12 protein-coding genes and 1 pseudogene are annotated in these 20,238 nt (G+C 29.5%); 12 read left to right on the forward strand and 1 reads right to left on the reverse strand.

Annotated elements, in window-relative coordinates:
- Window positions 1-1,225 precede the first annotated feature (1,225 nt).
- The gene (locus bcCo53_RS06160) at window positions 1,226-2,056 is read right to left on the reverse strand and encodes a hypothetical protein (protein WP_025408416.1); all 831 of its coding nucleotides are present in this window, start codon (window positions 2,054-2,056) and stop codon (window positions 1,226-1,228) included.
- A 760-nt stretch (window positions 2,057-2,816) separates the two neighbouring features.
- Here bcCo53_RS06160 and bcCo53_RS06165 point away from each other — a divergent pair.
- The 12 genes and pseudogenes from bcCo53_RS06165 (at window position 2,817) to bcCo53_RS06215 (ending at window position 20,151) form a co-directional block, all read left to right on the forward strand.
- Window positions 2,817-3,791 (forward strand): BTA121 domain-containing protein surface lipoprotein, encoded by a 975-nt coding sequence (locus bcCo53_RS06165; RefSeq protein ID WP_025408415.1) that lies wholly within the window; start codon window positions 2,817-2,819, stop codon window positions 3,789-3,791.
- 559 nt (window positions 3,792-4,350) lie between these two features.
- Window positions 4,351-6,825, forward strand: coding sequence for a BTA121 domain-containing protein surface lipoprotein (locus bcCo53_RS06170; protein WP_246938421.1), 2,475 nt, complete (start codon window positions 4,351-4,353; stop codon window positions 6,823-6,825).
- 328 nt (window positions 6,826-7,153) lie between these two features.
- A complete protein-coding gene (locus tag bcCo53_RS06175; RefSeq protein WP_155806444.1) occupies window positions 7,154-8,545 on the forward strand; it encodes a BTA121 domain-containing protein surface lipoprotein in 1,392 nt (463 codons plus the stop codon).
- Window positions 8,546-8,786: 241 nt separating this feature from the next.
- A complete protein-coding gene (locus bcCo53_RS06180) occupies window positions 8,787-8,981 on the forward strand; it encodes a hypothetical protein (RefSeq protein ID WP_025408412.1) in 195 nt (64 codons plus the stop codon).
- Between the two features lie 15 nt (window positions 8,982-8,996).
- A pseudogene (locus bcCo53_RS06185) lies at window positions 8,997-9,362 on the forward strand (BTA121 domain-containing protein surface lipoprotein); the annotation flags it as partial.
- A gap of 72 nt (window positions 9,363-9,434) precedes the next feature.
- Window positions 9,435-9,677, forward strand: a complete 243-nt coding sequence (locus tag bcCo53_RS08900; RefSeq protein WP_425387122.1) for a BTA121 domain-containing protein surface lipoprotein — start codon at window positions 9,435-9,437, stop codon at window positions 9,675-9,677.
- A gap of 617 nt (window positions 9,678-10,294) precedes the next feature.
- Window positions 10,295-11,773: a BTA121 domain-containing protein surface lipoprotein gene (locus tag bcCo53_RS06190; protein ID WP_155806445.1), complete on the forward strand. Its 1,479-nt coding sequence runs from the start codon at window positions 10,295-10,297 to the stop codon at window positions 11,771-11,773.
- A 315-nt stretch (window positions 11,774-12,088) separates the two neighbouring features.
- Window positions 12,089-13,555 (forward strand): BTA121 domain-containing protein surface lipoprotein, encoded by a 1,467-nt coding sequence (locus bcCo53_RS06195; protein ID WP_025408533.1) that lies wholly within the window; start codon window positions 12,089-12,091, stop codon window positions 13,553-13,555.
- A 303-nt stretch (window positions 13,556-13,858) separates the two neighbouring features.
- Complete coding sequence (locus tag bcCo53_RS06200; RefSeq protein WP_025408534.1) at window positions 13,859-15,295, forward strand: BTA121 domain-containing protein surface lipoprotein; 1,437 nt, start codon at window positions 13,859-13,861, stop codon at window positions 15,293-15,295.
- A 351-nt stretch (window positions 15,296-15,646) separates the two neighbouring features.
- Window positions 15,647-17,110 carry a BTA121 domain-containing protein surface lipoprotein gene (locus bcCo53_RS06205; protein ID WP_025408535.1) on the forward strand — a complete coding sequence of 488 codons (1,464 nt, stop codon included), beginning with the start codon at window positions 15,647-15,649 and terminating at the stop codon, window positions 17,108-17,110.
- A gap of 256 nt (window positions 17,111-17,366) precedes the next feature.
- Complete coding sequence (locus bcCo53_RS06210; RefSeq protein ID WP_025408536.1) at window positions 17,367-18,461, forward strand: BTA121 domain-containing protein surface lipoprotein; 1,095 nt, start codon at window positions 17,367-17,369, stop codon at window positions 18,459-18,461.
- Window positions 18,462-18,708: 247 nt separating this feature from the next.
- Window positions 18,709-20,151: a BTA121 domain-containing protein surface lipoprotein gene (locus tag bcCo53_RS06215; RefSeq protein ID WP_025408537.1), complete on the forward strand. Its 1,443-nt coding sequence runs from the start codon at window positions 18,709-18,711 to the stop codon at window positions 20,149-20,151.
- Window positions 20,152-20,238: the final 87 nt, after the last annotated feature.

Here is a 20,238-nt window from a genome sequence, read left to right on the forward strand (position 1 = left end):
TTAACAAGATACTAGATTTTAGTTTTTTTCTATAGTAAAAAAGAGACTCTTTAATTTAAAGAGTCTCCAAGGTGAGAAGAATATAAAAATGAGATTCGTTGGTATTTTTAAATAAAATTCCATCTTTCATTACTTTAACTTTTTAAACTCGAACAAGTTATACTTAGACTTTAAGTTATCCCTTGTCTTTTAATATATACTTGGCCTTTTTAATTTTTTTAAATTTAGATTCCCTGGGGTACCCTAGTTTTATAAGGGTACCTTGTGAGAACCTTAAGAGAATAAATGAAGATAATATTGTTTTATACACTTTACGACACTTTAACCTTATACTCGTATTTCCATTTCGTATTTGTATTATACATTTTTAATTAATGATCTGCAATAATAAAAGTATAAAAATTTGATAGTTTTTTAAAAAATAATTTTTTATTCTTTATAAGCCCTAAATGTTTGAAATTTTTATCTTGTGAATTTTTGATTTATAAGAAATTTGTTCTTATCTTTAGATAAGATAAGTAGTTATCTGGCCTATAAAAGATTTGTTTACAACTAATTAGTAATATAATGATCTAAAAAACTATTTTAAGAGATTTTTTTATGATTAATTTTGCTTAAATAAATTTAAACCACTAGCTATTTGCTAATGGCTATATCAATGTGTAAAGCTTTTAAGAATAATATCTATAAAAAAGAGTGATCTTTTTTAAGAGCTATTAAAGCTTTTAAGCTGTATTTTTGCTTTCCTGTGTAAATCTTTACATAAATTTTTACCATTTGCTGTCTCGTTTGTATCCATCCTGGTAATAGTCGTTCTGCTCAGTTTCTTCATCTAAAGATTCACAAGAAATCATCATCATTGTTAGTAGAAACATAAAAATGTATTTTTTCATCTTTTATCCTTTATCTTAAAATTATACTAAATATATTTTTATACTCAGTATGATTCAATATTATCAAAATATATTTTGAAAGTCTAGAGTTTTAAGTTTAGAACTTCTCTTTATTATTTTATGTATTTAACATCTTGGCTTTAATTTCTTTAATTTAGTACCCTATTTATGATTTATTATTTTGTATATTTAGCCTTTTTAAGAGTGTTTTTTGTGATAAATTAATGTGTAGTTATAATGTAAGTTATAAAATTAAAAATAAAAGTCAAACACCATATAGGCATTTGACAATTCGATTAATTTAGAGAAAATTCAATTTTTTTAATTGATATTTAATCTATTTTAATTTCTTTTTCGCAAAAATGCTTGCTTGTAATAAATTTTCTTAAATGTTCTAAGCTTGATAGTTTGTTAACAATTTTTTTAAGCTTTTCTATTCCCGTTTTATTTGTAAGCCTCAAGATTTCATCAGAGCTTTGATAAGAGCTTTCATTGTTTATGAAATCTTGAGAGTCATCATGTACTTTTGTTTGATAAAAGTAATAGCCCTTGTCTGATGCAGATTTTTTATTTATGAATAATTCGATTGAGAATTTTTGCTTTATGTCTTCTGCACCTTCCTCTAGTGATTTTGCAAATGCCTTTATATCATCTCTAATGGCTCTAAAGACTATATCTATAATATCCCCATTTTGGCTTTCAAATTGTAGGCACAAGCTTATACATTCTACATAATGATCCTCAAGTTCAGATAAATTATTGGCTCTAGGACCAACCATGAGCTCTTGGGGGAATAATAGTTTAATTTTTTTTAATTTTCCAGAGTGTTGATACCCTCGACTAACCGTGTTGGGTTTTATTATCTTATAAAATTTGTGAGTCATTAATAGATCGAAATTAACATCATATTCTTTAACATAGTACTTTGAATGATAGTTTTCCTGTTTACCCTCATCGCCTTTAAGTATTAATAAATCATCGAATAATCCGTATTTTAGTTTTCTAGGAACTTTGTAATGTTTTGGATTTAGGGGAGAGCATATGTCATTTCTAATATCTAAGCTTTGATCATCTTGAGATTTTTTGCGATGTAGATTACAAGCAAGAAAACCTAAGGTTATAAATATAGTAGATATGGATTTGATATATAAGTTTGCTTTCAAAATATCTCCTTAATTTTAAAATTAACTAATCTTTAATTATATTATATATAATGTGTATATTATACATATATCAATCATCTATCAGGCATTAATTACATTATGTATAGTTTGTGTAGCTACATTATGTTTATCCAAGATGTCTGGCCCAAAATAGATGAGTTTAACATAAGTTTAAGATTATAATGAGCTTTGGGTAAGAGAGTAGAGATTAAGATAATAAATTTTATTTAATGATTTATCTGGTGATTATCTAAAGTGTGAGAAATGTGAATTAAGCTAGCATTAAGATAGATATGTAAGTATAAATATTATTATTTAAATTTTTATAACCAAATGATTGAATATCATTCAATAAAATATCATGCAATCATGTGATGCATTCAGATAAGAAAGTAAATATGTAAATTTGTGATGTATTAATTCCTGGTAATCCTTTAGTTAATAGTAATATATGAAAGTAATATGTGTATTAAGTAATGTTTGAAAACAAGTGATAAGAATAAGTCTTACATTAAAAGATTTAAAACTTTTAATTTATGTTTGTAAACCTTGTGAGTATATTGTAGGTACTTATCAGTTTTTAGTTAATTATGTACTAATTGCTTATGTATAATAGGTATATTCATTGTCTGTAAATAATAATTCTTTAAGGTTATAATATTATGATAATAGTTTAAATTACAAGATCATACTTTAATTATTTTATAATTAAAATTATTTAATAATAGGTTCAATTTAACTTGCAAAAGGAGATATTAATATGACAATAGGGAGGCATCTCAGTTTATTAATAGTATTAATATTATTGTTATTATTGCTAGTAGTAAGTTGTAGCCCAAGTCCCACTTCAGATAAATTTGAGGAGAATATTGAAGTTAGATTTAGTGAACTTCTTGACAGCTTTGGGTTATTAGATGAAGAGAAAGCTGTAATTGATGAGATTAGGAGTATATTAATTGATCCCGATATTGGTAGTGAAAGGGATTACAAGACATATACTGATTATGATTTTTATGGGTTATTGAATGATTTAGGTGCTGATAGAACTAAAGAGATGGTGGCAAATTATCTGGATCATAAAGAATTTAGAGAAGAATGTTGTGAAGAGATAAAGGTAGTTATTGATACTGTTGAGGATTTAGCATTAAGAGAGGAACTTCAAGCACAACTTGATGCTATAGAGCATGACTATAAGTTACGCTTCAAGCTATTACTTAGTAAGTCTGATCTTAATTATGTATGTCAAGGTGTTGGTTATGGCCCTTATACGGCTAGATTTATTAATATTAACAAAATTGCTAAAGGCATTATAAGGTTTGAGGAGTTATATAAGAATCTTACAGATGTTCAGAAAGACGCAATTATAGATATACAAAAGAGTGGTGTAGGACATTCGGATTTGAATTTTAGATTTTTGTTGAGTTGGTTAAATGTTGCTCAACTTAAAGATATTATAACGTTTCATTTAAATGTTCTTAAAGAAAGAGAAGCTGCTAGAGTGGCTTTAGAGAATGCTCCTGATGTTATGGCAAAAAGAGATTTGCAAACACAATTTAATGATTCTGATCGTGGTTATGAGTTGCATTTAAAATGGTGTTTTGATGGGTTTGAGCCTTATGAGGCATATAATAGAGTTATGAAGAGTACGTATGTTAAAAGGTTTACTTGGATTAAAAATGGTGCTTTACGTCTTGCATTAACTGAAACACGTATTTTTGATGCTCCCTACATGTAATTTTTACATGAAATGTTTATGTATGCTTTAGTTAATTTCAAATTAGGTATAATCAAATTAGGTATTGTGGATTAAGATGGATATTAAATATGATCAAATGTAAGTTTACATGTCAGTTAAGCCTTCAATTAAAATTTAAAGTTATTAGTTTATTTTTATGACTATCTATTGATATGTTCAAGAAGTACTCCTTGAGTAAGAATATATATATATATATCATTAATAAGTATATAAATATGTTAAATAAGTGATGTTAAAATATTGTGATATTATATTTGTATCTATGGATGTGCTTACAAATACTTATAAATAAACAAGATGTATTTAAGTAGATATAATATATAAGCTATAATGTATTAGCTTGTCTGTAGGCTTATGTGTAGGTAATCGTGTTTTAAAATTAGGAGATTTTTAAGGTATTGTGATAGTATAATTATTCAATTATAAAATATTTATGATTAGTATGATGATTAAATTAGAAAGACATACTTGTTAAATATGTATGTTAATTGTATGTTAATTTAAAAATGTAACTTAGTTTTAAAAAGGAGAATATGATATGGCAAAAGTCAAAAGACATAGCTTTTTAGTATTGTTGAAGTCGCTATTGTTGTTAGTAACGAGTTGCGATCAGAGCAATGTATCAAAAGAAGGCATCACGCAGAAGGTGCCAGGCTTTACAGACGGGAATGAAAACGATATTATACAAGCTAAGCTTGCTGAGCTTTTTAATAAATTTAGATTATCACGTGATGAGATAAATGTAACTAATGAGATGTACAAAGTAATAACCGATCCTGATATTGGAAGAGATAAAGGTTATAGTACATATAATGGTTCTAAGTTTTATGATTTATTAAATGCTTTGGGTGATTTTAGGGCTAAGAAAGTTATAGGAAGTTATTTAAGGTTTACTAATGTCCGCAAAGATTTTGCAAAAAAGATAAATAATGTTTCAAGTGTTGCTGATAGAGTGCTACTTAAGAGTAACCTTGATGCTAATATTGTTGTTTATTTGTTGGATGTAAAGAAATTATTTAATGATCGTATTGAGGGTAAAACTACAATTGATACTTTTGTTTCTCAAATGATTGCTAAGTCAAATGGGCAGATAGCTAAACTTAGAGAGGATTTATCTAGTGATCTTATGAGGCCTGTGAATGTAGGCTTACAACTCTCAGACCAAGATCAAGTAACAGTTAGTGAAATTAAGGATATGTTATTAGATGAGCCTCCTATTGGTAAGGTCAAAGATTATAAGACATACACTAATAGAGAGTTTGATGGTTTACTGGTTGCTTTAGGTAATGATAAATTGAAGGAAATTATAACAACTTATCGAGAATACATAGCAAATCGTCAGGTACACTGCACGGAAATTGAGGATCTTATTAACAAGATTGGTGATACAGGCTTAAGATGGAAGTTACAAGCACAATTTGATGAAAAATGTGAGGATTGTTTAGAGATAAAACAGGTCTTTACTAAGTTTAGTGATAATGGCGATGTTCTTGATGATATTCCTGATCCTGAGTATGTGTATGAAAAAATGATGGAGACTGTTCATCGGGATATGTTTGCTGATATTAAAAAGAGAGTTAAGGATATTGTTAGGTTTGACGGGATGAAGCAAGGTCTCTCAGCTGCGCAAAGAGGTGCACTTAACTATATACGTTTTATATTTGAGCCTTTATCTCAATCTACTACGCAAGATAAGAGTGTGGATTTTGCTATTTTCCTCAGTAACTTATCTTATAGGCAGATTGAATGCATTGCAAATTTCCATTTAAGTTTCGAGGATGAAATGAAGGCTACAGAAGCAGCTATAAGTAAGATCTTAGACGAGAAGGAACGTAATCAGTTGTCAACCGAGTTTCGTAGCATTAATTATCATAAAACTTTAACAGATTACCTAAGCGCTGAGACTCCTGAAAAGGTTTATGAGAACTTTAAGAACAGTGAATATATTAATGAATTAGTTAATATAAAAGAGAGAGCTTTAAAATGCCTATATGAAAAAGAACTTGAATCAGCGGCAAAACGTGCGGCAGAAGAACTTGAAGAAGAAGCAAATCGTCAAGCAAAAGAAGCAAGACTTAAAGCAGCGGCAAAACGTGCGGCAGAAGAACTTGAAGAAGAAGCAAATCGTCAAGCAAAAGAAGCAAGACTTAAAGCAGCGGCAAAACGTGCGGCAGAAGAACTTGAAGAAGAAGCAAATCGTCAAGCAGAAGAAGCAAGACTTAAAGCAGCAGAAGAAGAGGCAGAACGTAAAGCAGAAGAGGCAAAACGTCAAGAAGAAAAAGAACGTGGTACTGATGCTGCTAGGGGTGATGGTACTCAAAGTGTTACTGCTCCTGTAGATGGTGATACTGAAGGTGGCACTGATGCTGCTAGGGGTGATGGTACTCAAAGTGTTACTACACATGTAGATGGTGATACTGAAGGTGGTACTGGTGCTCCTGTAGTTGAAAGTACTGATGCTGCTGGAAGTGGTGATGATGCTGCTAAGGATGATGATACTCAACGTGTTACTGCTCCTGTAGATGGTGATACTGAAGGTGGCACTGATGCTGCTAGGGGTGATGGTACTCAAGGTGTTACTACACATGTAGATGGTGATACTGAAGGTGGTACTGGTGCTCCTGTAGTTGAAAGTACTGATGCTGCTGGAAGTGGTGATGATGCTGCTAAGGATGATGATACTCAACGTGTTACTGCTCTTGTAGATGGTGATACTGAAGGTGGCACTGATGCTGCTAGGGGTGATGGTACTCAAGGTGTTACTACACATGTAGATGGTGATACTGAAGGTGGTACTGGTGCTCCTGTAGTTGAAATTACTGATGCTGCTGGAAGTGGTGATGATGCTGCTAAGGATGATGATACTCAACGTGTTACTGCTCCTGTAGATGGCGATACTGAAGGTGGCACTGATGCTGCTAGGGGTGATGGCACTCAAAGTGTTACTACACATGTAGATGGTGATACTGAAGGTGGTACTGGTGCTCTTGTTGTTGTAGCAGGGGATATTTAAGATTAGTCTTTAAATTTAAAAATAGTAAATAAAGAAATAATAAATATAAATAAAGCCTTAAATATCTAATATTTAGGGCTTAACTTCGTATTTTACGTGTTTTAAAATATTTTAGCAATATAATTATTTTTAAGATCATAACTTAATAATAAATTAATTATATTTATTGAATAATTTGTCGACTTTAGTTTTAAAAGGGAGAGACATTTATATGTTAAGGGAAAAAAAGTTTAATTTATTAATAGTCTTAGTGTTACTATCGTTAATATTATTATTGATATTAATAAGTTGTAATCCAAACATTCCACGAAAGCGTGATGTTAAAAATATGGAAGTAAATATTGTAGAGGAGCCTAGTCAGAGTATAGATTTTAAACTTAATAATCTTCTTATCGAGTTTGGATTACCAGATAAGGATCTAAGGGTAATTGATGAGATTAGAAGTGTATTAATTAATCCTGAGATTGGCGCTTCTACAGGGTATAAGACATATACTGATCTTGAGTTTTATGACTTACTAAATAATTTGGGTGCGTCTAGGGTTAAAAAAATTGCAAAGAGTTATTTAAAAGTTAATAATTTCCAAGAAGATTTTGAGAATTCGTTAAATAATATTCTTAGTGAGGATGAAAGAGGAGACTTGCAAAGTAAGCTTAATGATAATAGAGCTAGTTATGCGTTGTATTTAAAAAAATTATTTAGTAATAGTGCTTTTGGTGAGATGATGCTTGATAATTATGTTGCTCAGATGATTGCTCGGGAGGGTATTCAAATAGCTCAACTTGAAGAGAAGATCAGAAGTGCTTTAGGTAGGGAGTATATATACTTGCAGCTTGCAGGTGGTGAGAAAGCAGCAATTGATGAGATACAAGGAATAATAACTAATGCTGCTATTGGTGCTTCTACAGGTTATAAGACTTATACTGCTTTTGAGTTTTATGATTTATTAAATTCTCTAGGAACTCTTAAGGTTAAGGAAATGATACGGGCACATCTAGAACGTAAAAAACTTAGGGATGCAGATTATATTAAGACTAGAGATATGATTGGAAAAGTTAAGGATCGAAGATTAGAAGAAGAATTGCAAAAATTGCTAAGTAATGCACAGGATGCCTACAATGTATATTTAAAAGAGTTATTCCATAAATCTGATCTTGATTCTGATCTTGATTCTGATCTTGATTCTGATCTTGATTCTGATCCTGAGCATGTGTATCGCAAAGTTGCACATAGTAAATATCGTTTTGTATTTGAAAGTGCCCAAAGAAATGCTCAAAATATTTTAAATTATGAAAAGATGTACGCAAATCTCTCAAAGCGTGATCAAAATTTACTTAATGATATACGAAATAATATCGTAGAGCATTCTGATTTTAGTTTTAACTCTTTGTTAGGTGACTTAGGTGCTAGTGATGTTCAAGACATTATAAATTTTCATTTAAATGTTCTAAGGGCAAGCAAAGATGCTAGGGAAGTTATATCTAATCTTCCTTCTGGAAATGACAAAGAAGAATTGCGAGAAAAGTTCAATGATTTTGCGATTAAATACAATGCGCATTTGAGATGGTGTTTTAAAGGTAATGATTCTAATAGAGTATATAATAGAGTCATTAATAGTAGGTATGCTGACAATTTTACTAATATTCAAGAAGCCGCTTTAAAGCTCATTCCAATAAGTGACCCAAGTAGTACCATAGCCGATATTATAGATGAATTTTAGGCACCTTTAAGATTTAAAAATAGAGATAATAGAGATAAGAAATATTAATAGTATTAAATAATACTGTTAAATAATATTTATTAAAAATAAGCCTTAAAGCAATATATTAAGGCTTATTTTATGTTGACTTTGGTTATTGTGATATAATGATAATCTTTTAATATAAGAATGTGATCATTTTATATTAAGTATCATTTAATAATAAATAATGTTTTGATTTTTAAAAGGAGAATTGTTTGGTATGATGCGAGTACAATATTTAACTTTATTAACATTATTAATATTATTGGAGTCATTATTATTTCTATTAATAAGTTGTAACTTAGAAGTTGCAAAAAAGCTTAAAGACAAACCTAATATTATGCAGGAAGTGGTAGGTATTAAACCAGATAGTATAAAGGTTCAGATTGATAAGCTACTTGAGCAATTTGCTTGAACAGATAGTGAGAGGCAAGTGGTTGATTATATACAAGAAGTAGTAACTAATCCTGATATTGGTAAGGCTGAGGGTTACAAAACATATAAGGTAGAAGAGTTTTTTAAGTTACTTAAAATTTTAGGTAATTTTAAGATTAAGGATATTATAAAACATTGTTTCAAAGTTGATAATTTCCAAAAAGCTTTTAATGGGGTTATAGATAGTGTTAATGATGGTGAGAAAAGAGAACGATTAAGAGTTAAGTTTTATGGCAATGGAGATAATTATGATTTATATTTAAAAGGGTTATTTAGTGGTGGCGTTGCTAATTCTATTTATGAAAATTCTATTTATGAAAAGGTGATGAGCGGTGATTATATCTCTTGTGCTACTACTTAGCTATCTCAACTTGGAGATATTTTAGGTAAGGATTATGTATATTTGCAGCTTGTAGGTAATTAGCAAGCTCTAATTAATGAGATTAAAGGTGTATTAACTGATGCTAGTATTGCTGGGGATAAAAATTATAAGACATCTACTGATCTTGAGTTTTATTATTTATTAAATAAGCTAGAAGATTTTAAGGTCAAAGAAATTATAAATTTGCATTTGAATGTTCTAAGGGCAAGAGAAAATGCTATTAAAGTTATTGTAGAAGTTTTAAAGCATCCAGATTGTGAGAATTATGTAAGAGGTTTGCAATACCCGGTTTGATCAATTTGATAAAGGGTATAAGCCGTATTTAAAAGAGTGCTTTGGGGCTTTTAGTCATGATGATGCATATCGTAAATTTATAAATGATAAATATGTTAATAACTTTGGTGAGATTCAAGTAAAAGCTTTGCAATTCATATTGATGCCTTGTGCAGCATTAAATTAGGAATATTGAAATTAAATCTCAACAGGTACATTCCAAATGATAGAGTAGGTAATACCACAGGTGATATCCATGTGTAAGCCTTAAGCTTAATAATAATAAAGAAATAATAAAGAAAATAATGGCAAAGATAAAGTAAGCCTTAAATCTTAGGATTTAAGGCTTTTATTTTATACCAAAAGGTATAAGGAGATACTGATTAGTATTTGATAAATAAAATTTATTATTTAATAACATGTATTAAGCATACATAATAATAAGAATTTATTAGCAAGATCGATTTTATTAATATCTTTAATAATTATGCTAGATAATGCTAGCAAGTTTATGATCTTGTGTTAATATTAATATATATTACAAAGTAATACTATGTCAATTTAATAATTAATTTAGTTTAATATTAGGTTTAATTTAATAATATGTTTTATTTAATTCTGAAAAAGGAGATATTTATATGATGAAGGTTAAACATCTCAGTTTATTAATAGTATTAATATTAATGCCATTATTATTGCTACTAATAAGTTGTAATTCAAGTACTGACTTAAAGAAAGATACCGTAGACATGGTATCAAACATTAGAATGCAGGCTTATAGTGAAAAGCGTGAAGTTAAGTTTCATAATGTTTTCGATATATTTGGTTTATCATATGATGATAGACAGGTAATGCTTAAGATACAAGGAGTAGTAACTAATCCTAATATTGGGAAGGATAAAAATTATAAGACATATACTGATTCTCAGTTTTATGATTTAATCAATATTTTAGGTGAGCTTAGGGTTAAAAGCATTATAAAAAGTTATTTAGAAGCTTCTAAAATTCAAAGTAATGTCCAGAAGGCATTTGAGAAAGCTTTAAATAATATTTATGATGATAAGAAAAAATTGAGCTTGCAGAGTAAGCTTAATGATATTAAAGATGGTTATAATTTGAATTTAAAAGAATTATTTAATGAGCGTAGTGTTGATGATGTGTATGCTAAGATTGCAAATAATACTTATATGTCTCAAGTAATAGCTAATGCAAATGCTCAGCTATCTCAGCTTAGATCGCATGTTAGAGGTGTTGCTAATGATAAGGATGTATATCTGCAACTTTCAGCCAATGAGCAAGATGTAATTGATGATATTAAAGGCATAGTAACTAATCCTGCTGTTGCTAAGGATTACGATTATGAGACATCTACTGATTCTAAGTTTTATGATTTATTAAATACTCTAGATATTCTTAAAGTTAGGGAAATGATAGAAGCTTATCTAAGAGAAGCAAGAAAGAGAGCTGAGAAGTACGCAGAGGTTAAGAGCATTATTGATAGTATTGAAGATAGTGTTTTAAGAGAAAAATTGCAAAAACTACTTGATGATAAGCATGACCTTTACAAGGTAACTTTAAAGAGGATCTTCAATAGCTCTAACTCTGATTTTATATATCAAGAAGTTGTGCATGGTGATTATATTCCTCTTTTTGGTGATTTTAGAGACGATATTGCAGGCATTAAAAATTTTGAAGATATATATAAAGGGCTTTCAAGTGACGAGCAAGCTTTAATTGAGGATATAAGAAGTAATGATACAGAGCGCTCTAAGTTAAAATTTAAGGCATTGTTGGGTCGTTTGGGTTCCAAGGCGATTAGCGAGATTATAGCCTTTCATTTAAATGTTCTTCAAGAAAAAGAAGCTGCTAAATCAGTTTTAGGCAATGTTCCTAAAGGGGATGAAAAGGAAGATTTGGTACAGCAATTTGAAAGATATGTTTATAATTATGACCTCCATTTAGAATGGTGCTTTCAGGATAGTAATCCTTATAATAGAATCAAGAATAGTAAATATGCTAGTAATTTTACTAAGATTAAAGAAGAGGCTTTAAAACTCACCCCAGTAAATGAGGTGGGTAATGCTGATGGTGATCTTCATATTAAGGATAATAAATAAAAATAAATATTAAAATAAGGTAATCGATTAGGTTAAGCCTTTTAAAGTAAGCCTTAGGAGTTAAGAGTATAAGGCTTGACTCCTACTTATGTATATCCGTGGATTACATTGAATATATGTGTTGTTTGCTGATTATTAAATTAAAAATAGATAATCATTAAATATGTTAATTATCTCAATGGATGCGTAAGTAGTGGTTTTTAAAATGGTTAGATATTACTTTAATATAGTAACATTATAATAGTAATTTTATAATGTTATTTAATTGAATGATGTATTTAATGATTTAATTGAGTTTAAAAAGGAGATATTTATATGATGAGAGTTAAACATTTCAGTTTATTGGTGGTATTAATGTTAATGTCATTATTATTACTAATAGGCTGCAGTTCAGACGCCACTATGCCAGAGCCTGATGTGTCAAAGCCTGATGTTAAAGATATGAAAGATGAGGGTGTAGAGCTTAAGCAGTTTCTTGATACATTTAATTTATTAGCTGATGAGCAAGTAGCAGTTGGCGAGATTCAAGGTATATTACTTGATCCTAATATTGGTAAGTCTGAAGGTTATAAGATATATACCGTGCAGGGGTTTTTTGATTTACTTAAAACTTTAGGTGCTCTTAGAGTTAAAAAAATTGTAGAGAATTATTTAAGAGTTAGTAATGTTCAGAAAAATTTTGAGAAATCTATAGATGAGTTTCATGACGCTAATGAAAAGGATCAATTGCGTAAGAAGCTTAATGATAATAGAGCTAGTTATGCGTTGTATTTGAAAAAGTTATTTAGTAAGAGTGCTCCGGGTAGCGTTATAAGTGATGATTATATTTCTGGAATGGCTAAGCAGGTAGATGATCAGATAGCTTTACTTGAAAGAGAAATTAAAGGTGTTCTGCAAGATAAATATATATATTTACATTTTGCATTAGAGGAGCAATTAGCACTTAATGAGATTAAAGATATATTACTTGATCCTAAAATTGGTAAGTATAAAGGTTATGATAAATATACTTTGGAGATCTTTTATAAGTTACTGGGAACTTTAGGTGATGTTAAATTAAAGACAATGATAGAGGCTTATCTAAGATATGAGCAACTTAGAGCTGTAGATTATGCAAAAGTTAGTAAGGCTATTAAAGATATTGAAGATTTAGTATTCAAGGAAAGATTTCAACAAGAGCTTGATGACATAAATAATAAGTATACGTTGGCTTTAAAAGCCTTGTTTCATGCTCCTAATACTGATTCTATATATCAAGGAGTTGTAAGGCGGATTTATTATCCTCATTACTTTAATTTGCTTTTAAAAGGAGTCCAAGGATTTATAAGGTTTGAAGAGACATTCGCAGATCTCTTAGAGTATGAGCAGGATGTAATTAGATATATGGAAGAAGAGGTTCAAGAGGCTGGTGAGTTGGATTTCAAAATTTTGTTAGGTGAGTTAGGTGTTGATAGGCTTAAAAAAATTGTAGAGATTCATTTAGATGTTCTTAAAGAACAAAAGAGTACTGAGAAGTTCTTAAAAGATTTGCCTAAAGGGGATAAAAAAGACGATTTGAAGTCACAATTTGCAGATTATGTTAATGATTATATTCCACATCTAGAATCGTGCTTTAAGGGTGCTGATGTTGATGAAATTTACAATAAATTTATAAATAGTAAATATGCTGATAATTTTAAGATGCTTAGAAAATCTGATAGTCCTGCTGCGGGAAACCAAGCAGGTAATGCATCAAGTATGCCAAGTGCAACTCCAGATGCTACTACTACCAGTAATCCTTAAGTTAAAAGACTAAATATAAATTAATATAAGTTAAGCCTTGGATCATAAGATTTAAGGCTTAGTATTTATATACAAATGTCTAAAGGTATTTTGATAGGTGTTTATTGATAAAAATTAAATAAAAATTTAAAAACATCAAATAACAAATAAATACAAAGTAAATATATTAACATACATATGTAAATAATAGTTTTTTAAGATCATGATTATATGATAATATAATGGTATCATAGTGTTGTCCAATTATTTAATAATTTAATAATATGTTAATTTTTTATTCATTTTAAAAAGGGAGATGTTTATATGTTAGGAGCAAAACGTTTCAGTTTATTAATAGCATTAATATTAATGTTATTGCTGCTACTAATAAGTTGTAATCCAAACATTTCATCGATGCATGATAACAAAAGCAAGGATTTATTGGGCCTTGGAAAGGAGGATGGTCATGAATTTAAGTTTAAGGAGCTTTTTGACAAGTTTGGCTTACCACTTGATGATCAAGTTGTAGTTGATAATATAAAAAAAATAGTGACTGATCCTAATATTGGCGTTGATGAGGGTTATAGGACATATAATGATCTTGAATTTTATAATTTGCTCAATGTTTTAGGACCTATTAGGCTTAAAGAAATGATTGAAAATTATTGTGAAGTTGATAAAAGACAACGTGAGCTTCAAGATGCATTTGAGCGAGTTTTAAATAATATGATTAATATCAAAAAAGTAGGACAATTACAGGCTGTGCTTAATACTAATATAGATAATTATTTGTTGCAAGTAAAGAAGTTATTTAATTACTTTAGTGCTGATGATGTTTATGCTCAAATTGTTGATGAGGATAATATTGCTCGGATGATTGAGCGGGCAACTGTTCAGATATCTAGACTTAGACTTTATATTAGAGGTGATGCTGATGCTAATGATGTATATTTACAGCTCTCGGTTAGTGAGCAAGATGCAATTGATGCTATTAAGAGAATAGTAACTGACCGTTCTGTTGCTGATGGATATAATTACAAGACATATACTGATTCTGAATTTTATGATTTATTAAATTTGTTAGATATCTTTAAGGTGAAGAGAATGATCAAAGCTTATGTGAGGCAGGTAAAAATTCTAGATTCAGATTATGCAGTAGCTAAGGCAGCTGTTGAGAGTCTTGAGAGTGTAGAGGTTAGGCAAAGATTGTTAGTAATTATGAAGCATTTTTATGATCATTACAAGGTGGTTATAAAATCGATATTTAATGATAGTAAGGAAAATAGTGAATCTATATGTCAAAAATTATTGGATCTTAACTATGATGCTAAGTTTATTAATGCTATTAACATTGCTCGTACTGTTAATAGATTTGAAGCTATATTCGAAAATCTCTTAGATGATCAAAAATCGGTACTTGAATATATTCAAAATATTGGTCTACCATCTTCTCTTATTTTAAATTTTAAGATCATTGTAGCTAATTTAGGTGCTCTTAAGGTTAAAGAGATTATGAGCTTTCATGCAGAAGTTTTTCTAGCAAAAGAAAGTGCTAAAGCAGCTTTAGCAAATACTTCTTCTTTTCCGTCAAAAATAGCCTTAGAAAAGCAGTTTAATGAACTTGAGTATGATTATCATTTGTATTTAAAAAAGTGTTTTCAAGGTGCTGGTTATGCTAATGAGATTGATAAGCTAACTGCTAGTAGTAAATATATTCGTGACTTTAATAAAATTGAAGAAACCGTTTTAAATCTTTATTAAAGTAATTCAAGTAAATTCAGACTTCTTTAGGTAAGTTTTGTGGATACTTTTAAAGTATAGTATTAAGTAATGTAGCCTTGAGGATTTGTCAAGATAAGTTTTAGATCTTATAAGTTAATGAGTTAATTTAGGTCTAATATCTAGCCTTAGATATATTTATAAATAATTAAATTGATAAAAAATATGTATAGGTTAAATATATGAATGTATGTGTCGCTAATAATGCTTTATCATTTATGATATTATGGTAGTATGATTGTGTTGTAGCATCTCAGCCTTGTAATTAGTTTTTTTCTTATAATTAGTTTTTTTGATAATTTATTTAATTGATTTTAAAAAGGAGACATTTATATGTTAGGGTTTAAACGTTTCAATTTATTAGTAGCATTAATATTTATATCATTGTTATTGTTATTGTTATTAATAAGTTGTAATCCAAATAGTGAGTTGAGGGGTAATTTAAACGAAATGGGAGTAAACGTTGGCGAGGATTATAATGAGCTTCAGCTTAAGATGCTTATTAACACATTTGCGTTAATGAATGAAGAGCAAGCTGCTTTGGATAAGATACGAAGCATAGTAACTAGTCCTGAGATTGGTGCTTCTAAAGGTTATAAGACATATAGTGTCTTTGAATTTTATGATTTTTTAAAGACTCTTGGAGTTTTGGATGCTAAGAAAGTTATTAGGAATTATTTAAAAGTTGATAAAAGACAACGCGAGCTTCAAGATGCATTTGAGGAGTCTTTATATAGTATTTATGATTTAGATAAAAGAGAGCAATTGCAAATACAGCTTGATGAGCAAAAAAATAGTTGTTCGTTGCGATTAAAGCAGTTATTTAGTGATGAGGATGTTTATAGTGTATATGTTAAAATTGCTGATGATAATTATGTTAAGCAGGCAGTTGAGCATACAGCTGTTGGTTTAGCTAAACTTAGATCTCAGGTTAGAGGTGTTGTTGAGGATGGAGATGTATATTTACGGCTTTCATTTCATGAGCAAAATGTAATTGATGAAATTAAAGGCATAGTAACTAATCCTTATATTGCTAGTTATGATGGTTATAAGACATATACTGAGTCTCAGTTTTATGATTTATTAAATACCATGGGCATTTCCAATGTTACTGAACTTATAATACTTTATGAAAGGTATTTAAGAATTAGGGCTATAGATTATTCAGATATTAAAGCAGAGCTAGAGAGCATTGAGGACTTAGATATTAGGTCAGAATTACAACAACATCTTGCTTATGTATCGCGTATTTACCAGGTATCTTTAAAAGGGGCATTCAGTGATTTTAATCTTGACCTTGTGTTTAAGGTGTTAAAGGAAAATCGTGATTCTGTGTTTGTTGATATTTATAATTGTATTGAGTATGTTAAAGTATTTGAAGAGATATACAAGAAATTATCAATTATTGAAAAAAACGCAGTTAGATATATGCAAAATATTAATCTTAACTATCGTCAAAATATTGGGTCAAGACCTTGTAATATAAGCTTTAAAATTGTGTTAGGTGGCTTAGGTTTGTCTAAGGTTAAAGAGATTCTTGATGTTCATTTAAAAACATTACAGGCAAGAGACACTGCTCGCTCAATACTTATGCAAGTCCCTGTAAGCGAGGTAAAACAGATTATAGAAAAACATTTTGATAAGCTTGTGCTTGGTTATGATTCGTATTTAAAACAGTGCTTTTACAATGCTGTTAGTTATCAAGATGTTTATAATAGGATGTTTGATGATAAATATATGAAGAGTTTTATACAAGTGCAAGCGGAAGCCTCACTAAAACTTTACCCAAAAAGGTGAGTAAGCTAAAGGTTGATTAAACATTTACAGGTAATAAGGTTTCAGGTAATCTTTAAATTAATTTAAATGAATAATTAAATAATAATTATTTATAATATAAAGATATGAGGGGTAGATCTTAAGTTTTTATAATTTAAGGTTTTAATTTATATCTATGATGATATTGTGGTATTGTAATTGTGTTTGAATACTATAATATCATTATTTAATTAATGTGTATTTATTATTATTTATTTAATAAGGTGTTTAGTTTATTTTGAAAAAGGGAAATTTTTTGAATAAAAAAAATGTTTATATGATAAAAATAAAACATCGTAGTTTATTAATGTTACTTATATTATTGTCATTATTATTTTTAGTAATAAGTTGTAAATTGTTTGCCGCATACGATCGAAATTCGGGGAAGAATTTGACAATCATTGAGGAGGATATTAGTGAGGAGAATATACTTGTTAGGCTTGATAAGCTTTGTAGCATATTTGGATTATCAGAGACTGAAAGACAAGTAATTAATGAAGTTAAAGCAATAGTAACGAATCCTACTATTGGTGCACATAGAGGTGGCAAGACATATAATGATCTTGAGTTTTATAATTTACTTAACACTTTAGGTGATCTTAAGGTTAAAGAAATGGTACGAGGTATTCTAGACCGCAAAGAATTTAGGGATTTAGATTATGCAAATACTAATGCAAGCATTGAAGAAGTTACGGATTTAGGCTTAAAACAAGCATTGCAACAATCTTTAAATTATAAAAATGGTCTTTATAAGGAGGAATTGAAGGAATTATTTCACAACTCTATTGATAATCCTGATCCTGATGTTGTGTATAAAAGAGCTGTACATAATAAGTATGTTTCTGTATTTGCTGATGTTCAAAGGGATACGCAATTTATTAAAATATTTATAGAGCTATTTAAGGGTCTTTTGCAGCATGAGTTAGATGCGGTTGCTTATATGCAAATGTGTGATACAACCCGTACTAGTTTTAGATTTAATGTTTTATTAGGTGAATTGGGTGAACAAAGGGTTAGGCGCATAATACATTTTTATTTGGATGTTTGTAGTGCAAAGGGAAGGGCTAGTAGAGCTATAAATAATATTACTGACCTTGAGAGAAAAAAAGATTTAGATATGCGGTTTAAGCGTTATGTCATAGGTTATGATCAATATTTAGCAGATGCCTTTAAACCTACAGATGCTGATAGGGTTTATGATAAAATGATTGATGCTCAGTATATTAATTATTTTAATAGAATTGAACAAGAAGCTTTAAATCCTACTCAATCACAAAAAGGCGGTACCACTAATCCAGGTACCGATGTAGGTACTGTGCAAGGTCGTACTTAAATTAAGAGTAGTAAATAAAACAAATATTAATATTTAAAATTAATGTTAAAAATATTAAATATAAGTTTAAATGTGATCTAAGCCTTAGATATGAATTAAATATAAATATTTAAGGCTTTAAATTTATATCTCTAGATTCTTAGCAAAATTGAGATAATATTATTTCATAGCAATATATTTTTTTATAACCATGTTTATTTAGTAATTTGTTTAATTTATTTAGTTTTTTGAATAAGGAGATATTTATATGATGAGATTTAAGTATCACAGTTTATTAATATTGTTAATATTATTAGTAATAAGTTGTGATCCAAACAGTGAGTTAAAGCGCGAGTTAAAGAGTGGTGGCACTCCTAGGTCAATAAGGGTTAGTGATCAGCGAAGTGATCGTGATATAAAGGTCAAACTTAAAGATCTTTTTGTCGAATTTGAGTTATCAGATGAAGAGAAACAAGTAGTTGATAAGATAAAGAGCATAGTAACTAATCCTAATATTGGTAAAGATGAGGGTTACAGGACATATAATGATCTTGAGTTTTATAATTTACTTAAAACTTTAGGTTCTTTCAGGGTTAAAAAAATTGTAGAAAATTATTTGAGGGTTGATGATCTTAAAGATAATGTTCAAGAGGTATTCAAGCAAGCTTTAACTAGTGGTAGTAGCGTGGCTTTAAAAGAGCGGGTAGATGACAAGCTTAATGCTTATAACTCTAGTCATGAGGTACAGTTAAAGGGATTATTTAGTTACAGTGATGCTAATTTTGTTTATGGTGCAATTACTAATGGTAATTATGTTGATCAAGCTGTTATTAAGACGAATGCTCGGTTAGATAAACTTAAAGCTGGGAATGTATACTTACAGCTTGATTCTGGAGAGCAAAGGATAATTGATCAAGTTAGAACAATAGTAACTACACCTTCTAAGTTTATATCAGATTCCACATATAAGTTGCGTACTGTGCAGGAGTTTTATGGTTTATTAAATACTTTGGATGTTGATAAGGTTAAGGAAATAGTAAAATCTTATAAGGAGTATGAAGACTTTAAAGATGCAGAGTACGAAGAAATTAATAAAAGCATTGAACTTGTTACTGAGGTAGAGTCAAAAGAAGAATTGGGTAAAGAGCTTGATAATGCGCATTTATTTTATGATTTCCATATAAAAAGGGTTTTTACTAAATTTGATGATGAGAATAATATTCTTGATGATTTGCCTGAGCCTAATGATGTTTATGAGGGTATGACGCAGCCTGTTTATAGGTCTATATTTGATTTTGTTAAATATCAAGTTCAAGATATTAGAAAGTATGAAGAGATAGAGGGAAATTTATCAATTTCTCAAATGGTGGCACTTGCATATATGTCAGATAATTCTGGGCATTCTGAGTTTAATTTGAAGTGGATGTTAGGTCGCTTAGGTTTTTCTAAGGCTAGAGAGATTTTAGATTTTCATGTCAAGGTTATTACAGCAGAAGACCAAGCTAGGAAAACTTTAAATAGTGTGAAAGATGTTAAGAAAAAAGAAGCTTTGCAAGCGCAATTTGATCAGTATGTTGAGGATTACCATAAGCATTTAAGATTGTGCTTAGCGTATAATGATCCTGATAGGTTTTATGATCAGGTTATAGAGGAGATGCATATGAAGAACTTTAAGAAGGTTAAAGCAGACACATTAGCATTGCTTAAGTAAATGGAGTATGTAGGAGTATGTAGAGCAGGTACTAGCTTAAGTACTACCCTAGGGGCTATTTTGGGCAATTTTTAAATTGCAGAAGCA

Origin of the sequence: Borrelia coriaceae (assembly GCF_023035295.1) — a bacterium.
Classification (GTDB): Bacteria; Spirochaetota; Spirochaetia; order Borreliales; family Borreliaceae; genus Borrelia; species Borrelia coriaceae.

Excerpts from the sequence above, each read along its gene's own strand:
- bcCo53_RS06165 (WP_025408415.1), top strand. The coding sequence starts at position 2,817 with ATGACAATAGGGAGGCATCTCAGTTTATTAATAGTATTAATATTATTG.
- bcCo53_RS06170 (WP_246938421.1), top strand. The coding sequence starts at position 4,351 with ATGGCAAAAGTCAAAAGACATAGCTTTTTAGTATTGTTGAAGTCGCTA.
- bcCo53_RS06175 (WP_155806444.1), top strand. The coding sequence starts at position 7,154 with ATGGAAGTAAATATTGTAGAGGAGCCTAGTCAGAGTATAGATTTTAAA.
- bcCo53_RS06180 (WP_025408412.1), top strand. The coding sequence starts at position 8,787 with ATGATGCGAGTACAATATTTAACTTTATTAACATTATTAATATTATTG.
- bcCo53_RS06190 (WP_155806445.1), top strand. The coding sequence starts at position 10,295 with ATGATGAAGGTTAAACATCTCAGTTTATTAATAGTATTAATATTAATG.
- bcCo53_RS06195 (WP_025408533.1), top strand. The coding sequence starts at position 12,089 with ATGATGAGAGTTAAACATTTCAGTTTATTGGTGGTATTAATGTTAATG.
- bcCo53_RS06200 (WP_025408534.1), top strand. The coding sequence starts at position 13,859 with ATGTTAGGAGCAAAACGTTTCAGTTTATTAATAGCATTAATATTAATG.
- bcCo53_RS06205 (WP_025408535.1), top strand. The coding sequence starts at position 15,647 with ATGTTAGGGTTTAAACGTTTCAATTTATTAGTAGCATTAATATTTATA.
- bcCo53_RS06215 (WP_025408537.1), top strand. The coding sequence starts at position 18,709 with ATGATGAGATTTAAGTATCACAGTTTATTAATATTGTTAATATTATTA.